We start from the raw sequence: 9333 nt of genomic DNA on the forward strand, positions 1-9333 counted from the left end.
GTCACGTCCTGGCCGACCCTGATCGCTCGATCGTGTGGAAGGGCTCGTGGGCGTGCAACCCTCAGGACCCCCTGGGGAGTCGACCGTCATGACGAGAGGAGGTGCCGCCAGTGATCGCGAACGTATCGGCGCACCGGCGGGCGAACGCCTTCGCCCAGGCCCTGGAGGAGCAGTCCGACCGGGACACGGCGGCCGAGCAGTCCGCAGCACCGGCGGAGTCACCGCCGGACACCGAGGATCACACCGAACAGGGCGCACTGCTGGCCCTGGCGGCGGGTCTCGGCGCACTGCCCAAGCCGCAGCTCGACCCGGAGGTCAAGGTCGTCCAACGGGCCCAACTGGTGGCCGCGATGGAGGCCATGCTCCAGGAGGGAACCGGGGCGGCGGACGCGTCGGTACCGGAACAGCGGTCCCACCGGGCCAGGGGCGCGCACCGGGCGAGCCCGCTGGGCAAACTCCGCCCGCGCACCAGACTGACCAAGGGCCTCGCGGCCGGCGGGCTGAGCGTGGGCGTGGCAGCCGGGGCCTTCGGCGGGGTCGCCGCCGCCAGCTCCGACGCCCTGCCCGGCGACTCGCTGTACGGCCTGAAGCGCGGCATCGAGGACTTCAAGCTCAACTACCTGGCCGACGGCGACGACCAGCGCGGCGAGACGTACCTCGACCAGGCCTCCACCCGGTTGAGCGAGGCCCGCCGGCTGCTGGAGCGCGGCCGGGGCGGACACCTGGACCACGAGTCCATCGGTGAGATCCGCCGCACCCTGGCCGGAATGCAGCACGACGTCACCGAGGGCCACCGGCTGCTCCACGCGGCCTACGAGGCCGACCCGGACTCCCTGGGCCCCATCCAGACGCTGTCCGCGTTCTCCAGATCCCACCGGGAGGCCTGGAGCGCGCTCAGCGACAAGCTGCCCGTGCAGCTGGGCGACGTCAAACAGCAGGTGTCCTCGGTCTTCGACGCCATAGACGAAGAGGTCGCCCCGCTGCAGTCCCTGCTCCCCCAGCCACCCGCACCGCCGAGCGACGGCAGACACCCGGGCAGCTCCGGCCCGGCGTCCACCGGCTCCTCCGGCAGCCACCGGACCGCCGAGCCCAGCTCCGGCAGCACACCGTCCGCCGGCCGGCACAGCGGCACCGGCACACCGAGCGGACCGGCCACCGGCAGCAGCGGTGACGGGCTCATCGGCGGCGACACGGGCGGCCTGCTCGACCCGCCGCGGACCGGGTCGGAGGGCAGCAGCTCCCCGTCCGCCGGCAAGTCCCCCACGGGCCAGCCGGACGTCACCATCCCGCCGCTCATCCCGGACCTGCTCCCGGGCCTGGGCATCGACGGACAGGACGCGGACTAGCACGGCACGGCGACGGCACCGGGGGCGCCCCTTTCCGAGCAGGGGCGCCCCCGGTGCCGTACGCACGCGGACGTCGCAAGACCGCGAGCGTCGGAAGAACACAGCCGTCAGAAGAACACAGCCGTCAGAAGAACGCAGCCGTCAGAAGAACACGGAGCGCCGCTGCACCAGCAGCTTGTACAGCGTGTGCTGGATCTGCTCCCGTACCTGGTCGGTCAGGTTGAACATCAGCATCGGATCCTCCGCCGCCTCCGGCGGATAGCCGTCCGTCGGGATCGGCTCGCCGAACTGGATCGTCCACTTGGTGGGCAGCGGGATCGCGCCCAGCGGACCCAGCCACGGGAAGGTCGGCGTCAGCGGGAAGTACGGGATCCCCAGCACCCGGGCCAGCGTCTTGGCGTTGCCGATCATCGGGTAGATCTCCTCCGCGCCGACGATCGAGCACGGAATGATCGGCGCGCCCTGCCGCAGCGCCGTCGAGACGAAGCCGCCCCGGCCGAACCGCTGGAGCTTGTACCGCTCGCCGAACGGCTTCCCGATGCCCTTGAAGCCCTCCGGCATCACCCCGACCAGCTCGCCCTGCCCCAGCAGCCGTTCCGCGTCCTCCGCACAGGCCAGCGTGTGCCCCAGCTTGCGGGCAAGTTCGTTCACCACCGGCAGCACGAAGACCAGGTCGGCCGCCAGCAACCGCAGATGCCGGCCGGCCGGATGGTGGTCGTGCACCGCGACCTGCATCATCAGGCCGTCCAGCGGCAGCGTCCCGGAGTGGTTGGCGACGATCAGCGCCCCGCCCTCGGCCGGGATGTTCTCGACGCCCTTCACCTCGACCCGGAAGTACTTGTCGTACACCGGCCGCAGCAGCGACATCAGGACCTGGTCGGTCAGCTCCTCGTCGTACCCGAAGTCGTCGACCTCGTAGTCCCCGGTGAGCCGGCGCCGCAGGAAGGCCAGCCCGGCCGCCACCCGCCGCTCCAGGCCGCCGTCGCGCCCGCCGGTGTCCGACGCCTCCAGCGGCTCCTCCTCGCGGCTCACAGGCCCATCGTCCTGCGCCCGCTCCCGGCCGGGCAGGGGCTGCACGGCCCCGATCTCGCCCGGCTCCCCGAGCGCGCCGCGCCGGATCCCCCCGCTCCGGCGCCGCGCCGGGCGCTGTGCGGCGCTCCCGCGGGACCGGTCGTCGTCGAACGGAATGACCTTGGCGTCCGCCATCGTTGCCGCTCCTCAGTTGGCGCCGTGCGTCTGGGATGGGCCGCCGGCCTTCGCGGTCAGCGCGGCGAGCCGGTCCACGGCTCCCGCGAGGGTCTCGGGCGGCAGCAGTCCGGGGGCCTGGCCGCGGGCGAAGTCCGCGAAGGCCTCGGCCGTCGTGTAGCGGGGCGTGAAGCCCAGCGTCTCGCGCATCTGGACGGTGTCCACCACCCGTCCGTGGGTGAGCAGCCGGATCTGCTCCGGCGAGAAGTCCGTCATACCGAGCGTACGGACCAGGGAGCCGGCCCAGGTGACCGCGGGCAGCAGCAGCGGCACGGTGGGCCGTCCGAGCCGCCGGGAGCACTGCGAGAGCAGCAGCACGCCGTCCCCGGCGATGTTGAAGGTGCCGCTGTTGAGGGTGCCCCGGCGCGGCTCGTGCGAAGCGATCCGCAGCACCTCGATCACATCGTCCTCGTGCACGAACTGCAGCCGCGGGTCGTAGCCGAACACGGTCGGCAGCACGGGCAGCGCGAAGTACGAGGCGAGCGGGGTGTCCGCGGCCGGCCCGAGGATGTTCGCGAACCGCAGCACGCACACGGCGACGTCCGGCCGCCGCCGCGCGAACCCGCGCACGTACCCCTCCACCTCGACGGCGTCCTTCGCGAAGCCGCCGCTGGGCAGCGACTTGGGCGGGGTCGTCTCGGTGAACACGGCCGGATCGCGCGGCGCGGAGCCGTAGACGTTCGTACTGGACTTCACCACCAGCCGGCGCACGGTCGGCGACTTCTGGCAGGCGCCCAGCAGCTGCATGGTGCCGATGACGTTGGTCTCCTTGACCGTGGCCCGGCTGCCGCCGCCCAGCGCCGTGCCCGTCACGTCCATGTGGACGACGGTGTCGGCGCCCGTCTCGGCGAGCACCCGGGCGATCGTCGGCTGCCGGATGTCGGCCTGGATGAAGTCGGCGCCGCCCAGATGGTGCGCCGGCGGTACGGCGTCCACCGCGATGACACGGTCGACCTCCGGGTCCCGCTGGATCCGCCGCACGAACCGGCCGCCCAGCTGCCGGGCCACTCCGGTGACGAGCACGATCCTTCCCAAGATCAGCGCCTTCCTTCCGCGTACCGGTATCCCGCGTTCCCGTGTGCGGCCAACCTAGCCGGTCGATGTTGCGCTGTGATGACCCCAGGTGCGTGAGGTGACGGATTTTCCCCCATCGGAATATGCCGGGGCGGCCGGAACATGGCTGTGGCCCCCCACCGGTACCGGTGGGGGGCCACAGTCGTCACGCTCTCGCGGCGCCGCTTACTTCTTGTTACGGCGCTGAACGCGCGTGCGCTTGAGCAGCTTGCGGTGCTTCTTCTTGGCCATCCGCTTGCGCCGCTTCTTGATAACAGAGCCCACGACTACCCTCGCTCACTTCTCATCACTCGGTTGTTTGGGCGCCATGGGCCCACACGACCTACGAGGGGCTAGCCTACCCAACCGAGCGCCGAGGTCGTAATCGAGGGGGCACCCCCGGGTCACCCGGGGGTGGCCGTCAGACCGTCTCCACCCCCACATAGCTGTCGCGGAGGTACTCGTGTACCGCTTGCTCCGGGACGCGGAACGACCGTCCCACCCGGATCGCGGGCAGATGACCGCTGTGCACCAGGCGGTACACGGTCATCTTCGACACTCGCATCACCGAGGCGACTTCCGCCACGGTAAGGAACTGAACCTCGTTCAGAGGCCTCTCGCCAGCTGCAGCCATGACACACCTGAACCTTCCGCACTCGACGGCCACCGGCTTCCCCTTCCGGTGACTCTTCGTCGTTGCGTGCTCACTCCCCAGACTAGGGGCGGGTGATGCGAGTGGGGAAGAGGTGCACCCATCGGCGGCCTACTGTGACAGACATGCTCGATTGAGCACGTAGCGGGCCAGCGGCCCGTAGTGAGCAGACCGCACTGCGTCATCAACCGGAACGACGACGGACACCCGCCCCTCGGCCTCCCCCACGAACAGCGCCGGATCGTCGGTGTCGGCCAGACCGATGGCCTCGAACCCCAGCTGACCTGCACCGCAGACCCAGCCGTGGTCCCCGACGACCAGCTCGGGCAGCGGTCCGCCGGCCTCCGCCGCGGCGTCCAGCGCGACCCGAACCGGGAGGGGCGAGTGGGTGTGGGAGCCCGGCTCACAACCGGGGCGCCCGCTCGCCGGTTCCCGCACCAGGGCAACCCCTCGTACGTAGTCGAGGCGATGCGTACGTAGACCGAACCGGGTCAATATGTCGACACAGCGACCCCGCGCCGGTGTGAGGACCTCACATCCCGCCGTCGACAAAGCGTCCGCAAGGCCGGCGTAGAAACCCAGCAACCGGTGCGGGTGCCCGGTGCCCAGCAGCACGGGCGCACCGCGCCGGGCCGCCTCCCGGATCCGCCCCGCGAAAGCGTCCAGAGCGGCGAGCGTCCGGTCCGGATCGATCACATCCGGTCCTGATGTGTACTGCGGGTCGGCCGAAACCCCGCACCTGTCCGCCATCAGCCCGAGCAAGTCCCCGACCTGCCAGGCTCCTTCGGGGTCGATCCCGATCAGCACCCGCGGATCCCGGGCCGCGAACAGCCGGTAACTGCGCAGGCTGTCCTCCCGCGGCGTCGCCACGACCCCGGCCAGCCGAGCGGCCACCAGATGCGCACGGAGACGAGCGGCGGTCCACACGGATGCGATGGTGGCCGACGGGGAACGGGGCCGGGGCGGAAACCGGGGAATTCCGCACGGTTGGCCTAATGGGCACCCCCGTGGCCTGAGGGGCGCCCCTCAGGGGAGCAGCCCCCGCAGCGGGAACACCGCCCGCCGGGTCGCCAGTACGGCCTGGTCCACGCGGTCGGCGGGATCGTAGCCGTCCTCCCACGCCCCGTACCCCACCGGCCACCGCCCGTCCGTCATCCGCTGCGGCCCCAACTGCCGGGTCCGCGCGAACACTTCCCGGCGCCACCCCTCCGGGATCACCGCCTCCGGCGCCACCGGCCTGCCCGCCGCGATCCCCACCAGGTGCGTCCAGGACCGCGGTACGACGTCCACCACCGCGTACCCGCCGCCGCCCAGCGCGACCCAGCGGCCGTCGGCATACTCGTGCGCCAGCTCGTGACACGCCACCTGCACCGCCCGCTGCGCGTCCAGCGAGACCGCCAGGTGCGCGAGCGGGTCCTCGAAGTGCGTGTCGGCCCCGTGCTGGGAGACCAGGACCTGCGGCCGGAACTCCGCGAGCAGCTCCGGCACCACGGCGTGGAAGGCCCGCACCCACCCCGCGTCCCCGGTCCCGGCCGGCAGCGCCACGTTGACCGCGGCCCCCTCCCCCGCGCCCGCCCCGGTCTCCTGCGGCCACCCGGTCTGCGGGAACAGCGTCCGGGGGTGCTCGTGCAGCGAGATGGTCAGCACCCGCGGGTCCTCCCAGAACGCGGCCTGCACCCCGTCCCCGTGATGCACGTCGACGTCCACGTACGCGACCCGCTCGGCCCCCAGCTCCAGCAGCCGGGCGATCGCGAGCGAGGCGTCGTTGTAGATGCAGAACCCGGACGCCCCGCCCGGCATCGCGTGGTGCAGCCCGCCCGCGAAGTTCACGGCGTGCTCGGCGTCCCCCCGCCACACCGCCTCGGCCGCGCCCACCGACTGGCCCGCGATCAGCGCGGACACCTCGTGCATCCCGGCGAACGCGGGGTCGTCGATCGTGCCGAGCCCGTACGACCCGTCCGCTCCCGCCGGATCCGCCGACGCGGCCTTCACGGCGTCGATGTAGTCCTCCCGGTGGACCAGCCGGAGCGTCGACTCGCCGGCCGGCTTGGCCGCGACGACCTGCAGTTCCCGGTCGAGCCCGAAGGCACCGACCAGCCGCCGGGTCAGCTCCAGCCGCACCGGATCCATCGGATGGTTCGGACCGAAGTCATAGCCCGTTACTGCCTCGTCCCACATCAGCTGTGCGCGGCCGCTCATGCCCGCCACCGTATCGGTCCGGTTGAGCCGCGAACGACCTGGCGTACCCCAGTGTCACCAGGACCAACACCATCGGCACCAGCATGGCCCCCCGATAGCTCCAGGCGTCCCCGAGCGCCCCCACCAACGGCGACCCGATCAGGAAGCCCACGTAGTTGAAGATGTTCAGCCGCGCGATCGCCGCATCGGAGGCATGCGGGAACAGCCGCCCGGCCGCCGCGAACGTCTGCGGCACCAGCACACACAGACCCAGCCCCAGCAGGGTGAACCCGAGCATCCCCACCCACGCGCCGGGCGCCACGGCCACCACCGCGAACCCGCCGGCCGCGACCAGCGCCCCGAGCCGCACGACCGCCGCCGCCCCGAACCGCCGTACCCCGAGGTCCCCGAGCGACCGCCCCACCAGCGTGGTCACCATGTACACGTTGTACGGCACGGTCGCCAGCTGCTCCGAGCTGCCCAGCACGTCCTTCAGGTACTTCGCGCTCCAGTTGGAGACGGTCGAGTCCCCGATGTAGGCGAAGGTCATCACCAGGCACAGCGGCAGCAGCAGCGCGAAGACGACGCTCCCGCGCGCTCCGCTGTCCTCCGCCGCCGGCGCCGGCTCCCCGTCGACGTACCACCGGCTGCCCACCAGCGTCGCCGGCAGCAGCACGGCCACCACCGGCAGGTACGACACCCACAGCGCCAGGTGCCAGTGCGCACCGGCCCACGCCAGCGAGGCCCCGAGGATCCCGCCCAGGCTGTAGGCCGCGTGGAAGCTGAGCATGATGCTGCGCCCGTACGACCGCTGGAGGCTGACCCCGAGCATGTTCATGGACGCGTCCAGCGCCCCCACCGCCAGGCCGAAGACGCCCAGCGCCACCGCGAGCCCGGCCACCTGCCCGTGCCCGCCCGCCCCGACGCCGAGGAGTGCCAGCAGCACCACCGGCTGGGACCAGCGCAGCAGCCGGCTGGGCCGTATCCGCTTCACCAGCTGCTCGGTGGTCACGCTGCCCACACCGGCGAGGATCGGCACGGCGGCCAGGAAGACCGGCAGCAGCGCGTCGGAGACGCCGTACCGGTCCTGGACGGCCGGGATCCGCGTCACCAGCAGGGCGAAGGCGACGCCCTGGGCGAAGAAGCCGAACGCCAGCGAGGCCCTGCCGCGCCGCAGCACATCAGTCATGGCGGCGAGAGTAGGGCCCCGGGCTACCCGTGGGTAGATCCGGCCAAAGATGAATTTCCCTCAGCTTCGGCCTTGCCGATCCGCGTTCAGGCGGCGACGGCCAGCGTGGGCTGCTGCGCCCGCCCGGCCTCCACCTCGGCCGCGAGCATCCGCTCCATCGGTCCGACGGCCAGCCCCCCGCTGACCACGAACCCGACCGCCATCGCGGCGACCAGGATGAGGGAGCCCAGCCACACCATGGTGTCCACGGGAACGGTGTACGCACCCACGATCCGCGCGACGCACTCGGCGAGCAGGGTCACCCCCCACACCGCGGAGAACACCCGCTCCTTGGCCCGGAAGGCCGCCGAACCGGACATCAGCCGCTGCCAGGCGGCTTCCTTGGCCGCGTCGCCCTTCACCACGAAGGGCTTCATGCCGGCGGTCATCATCGGCTTCCCGAGCCGGACGGAGACCAGGATCCCGATGGCGACCGTGCTGCTGACCGCGCTGTCCTTGGCCAGCATCAGCCGCGGGTCACCCGAGACGAAGCTCAGCAGCAGCGAGACGACGTTCACGACGAGGATGAGGCCCGCCAGCGCGTTGGTCGTGCGCTCCTTCACCAGGCCCCACACCGTCCGCACCGCGGGTACCACGCTGCTCCAGGCGAGCGCCGCGACGGTGCTCATCCCGAAGGCGTCCTTGAAGAGGTAGTACGAGCCGAGCGGCACCGCCACGTCGACGAGCAGCGGCTTGAAGTTGTCGAGCACGCTCGGCTGCCGGCCCTGGTTCCCCGTGTTCTCCGTCATGCCGTCAGCTTCCCGCGCGGGCGGGGTCCCGCAGTAGAAACGATCGTCCGGTGCTCCGCATGACAAATGTCAGCGCGGGCCGCCGACCGGCGTCATACCAGCAGGTCAGCCAACTCGCCCATGGTCGAGAAGAGTTGGCCGGCGCCCGCGAGCTTCGCCGCCGGTGTCATCGCGGTGAACCCGTACACGTCCATCCCGGCCGCCACGGCCGCCTGTACGCCCAGCGGGGAGTCCTCCACGACCACGCACCGCTCGGGGGCCACCCCCATCCGCTCGGCCGCGTACAGGAACAGGTCCGGCGCCGGCTTGCCCCGCCCCACGTCCTCCGAGCTGAAGATCCGCTCCTCGGGGAACCACCGGTCGAGCCCGGTCGTCCGATGCCCGACCCGGATCCGCGCATGGCTCCCGGAGGAGGCCACGCAGTACGGCACCCCGTCCGCGGCCAGCTTCTCCAGTACGCCGGCCACCCCGGGCACGGGCTGCAACTCCCGCTCGAACGCGGCGAAGACCCGCCGGTGGAAGACCTCGTCGAACTCCGCCGGCAGCCGCTGTCCCGTCCGCTCCAGGACCAGCTCGTGGATCCGGTGCATCGCCGACCCCATGTAGTCACGGATGGAGTCCTCGTAGGAGGTGGGGTGCCCCAACTCGGTCAGATAGGCGGCCAGGTGCCGGTTGGATATCGGCTCGCTGTCCACGAGCACACCGTCGTTGTCGAAGATGACAAGGTCATAGCGCATGGACTCACCCTAAACGCAGAAAACCCCCGCACCGAAGTGCGGGGGTTTTCTCAAAATTTGTTCGGCGGCGTCCTACTCTCCCACAGGGTCCCCCCTGCAGTACCATCGGCGCTGTGAGGCTTAGCTTCCGGGTTCGGAATGTAAC

General features: G+C 71.5%; 10 protein-coding genes and 1 rRNA gene. 1 reads left to right on the plus strand and 10 read right to left on the minus strand.

Translation table 11 applies throughout. From position 1 onward, the window contains the following. Window positions 1–110 precede the first annotated feature (110 nt). Window positions 111–1346, plus strand: coding sequence for a DUF5667 domain-containing protein (locus tag ABZ923_RS04225; RefSeq protein ID WP_361466546.1), 1236 nt, complete (start codon window positions 111–113; stop codon window positions 1344–1346). Between the two features lie 141 nt (window positions 1347–1487). Here the strand turns inward: ABZ923_RS04225 and ABZ923_RS04230 are convergent, their stop codons facing one another. The 10 genes from ABZ923_RS04230 to rrf form a co-directional block, all read right to left on the minus strand. Continuing rightward, on the minus strand, window positions 1488–2552 hold the full coding sequence (locus ABZ923_RS04230; protein WP_361466549.1) for a lysophospholipid acyltransferase family protein: 1065 nt from the start codon (window positions 2550–2552) through the stop codon (window positions 1488–1490). A 12-nt stretch (window positions 2553–2564) separates the two neighbouring features. Continuing rightward, the gene (locus tag ABZ923_RS04235) at window positions 2565–3626 is read right to left on the minus strand and encodes an NAD-dependent epimerase/dehydratase family protein (RefSeq protein WP_361466552.1); all 1062 of its coding nucleotides are present in this window, start codon (window positions 3624–3626) and stop codon (window positions 2565–2567) included. A gap of 204 nt (window positions 3627–3830) precedes the next feature. Then, on the minus strand, window positions 3831–3929 hold the full coding sequence (locus ABZ923_RS04240) for an AURKAIP1/COX24 domain-containing protein (protein WP_003948845.1): 99 nt from the start codon (window positions 3927–3929) through the stop codon (window positions 3831–3833). A gap of 136 nt (window positions 3930–4065) precedes the next feature. Further along, the gene (locus tag ABZ923_RS04245) at window positions 4066–4278 is read right to left on the minus strand and encodes a helix-turn-helix domain-containing protein (protein ID WP_158712621.1); all 213 of its coding nucleotides are present in this window, start codon (window positions 4276–4278) and stop codon (window positions 4066–4068) included. A gap of 129 nt (window positions 4279–4407) precedes the next feature. Further along, window positions 4408–5223 (minus strand): phosphatase, encoded by an 816-nt coding sequence (locus ABZ923_RS04250; protein ID WP_361466553.1) that lies wholly within the window; start codon window positions 5221–5223, stop codon window positions 4408–4410. Between the two features lie 99 nt (window positions 5224–5322). Beyond that, complete coding sequence (locus ABZ923_RS04255) at window positions 5323–6495, minus strand: acetoin utilization protein AcuC (RefSeq protein ID WP_361466556.1); 1173 nt, start codon at window positions 6493–6495, stop codon at window positions 5323–5325. Beyond that, window positions 6446–7663 (minus strand): MFS transporter, encoded by a 1218-nt coding sequence (locus ABZ923_RS04260; protein ID WP_361466559.1) that lies wholly within the window; start codon window positions 7661–7663, stop codon window positions 6446–6448. The genes ABZ923_RS04255 and ABZ923_RS04260 overlap by 50 nt, the downstream gene beginning before the upstream one ends. Window positions 7664–7749: 86 nt before the next feature. Then, window positions 7750–8451: a VC0807 family protein gene (locus tag ABZ923_RS04265; RefSeq protein ID WP_361466561.1), complete on the minus strand. Its 702-nt coding sequence runs from the start codon at window positions 8449–8451 to the stop codon at window positions 7750–7752. 92 nt (window positions 8452–8543) lie between these two features. Next, window positions 8544–9188: an HAD family hydrolase gene (locus ABZ923_RS04270; protein WP_361466563.1), complete on the minus strand. Its 645-nt coding sequence runs from the start codon at window positions 9186–9188 to the stop codon at window positions 8544–8546. Between the two features lie 59 nt (window positions 9189–9247). Then, window positions 9248–9333, minus strand: a 5S ribosomal RNA gene (gene rrf, locus ABZ923_RS04275); the annotation flags it as partial.

The organism is Streptomyces sp. NPDC046881, assembly GCF_040645015.1.
Taxonomy (GTDB): domain Bacteria; phylum Actinomycetota; class Actinomycetes; order Streptomycetales; family Streptomycetaceae; genus Streptomyces.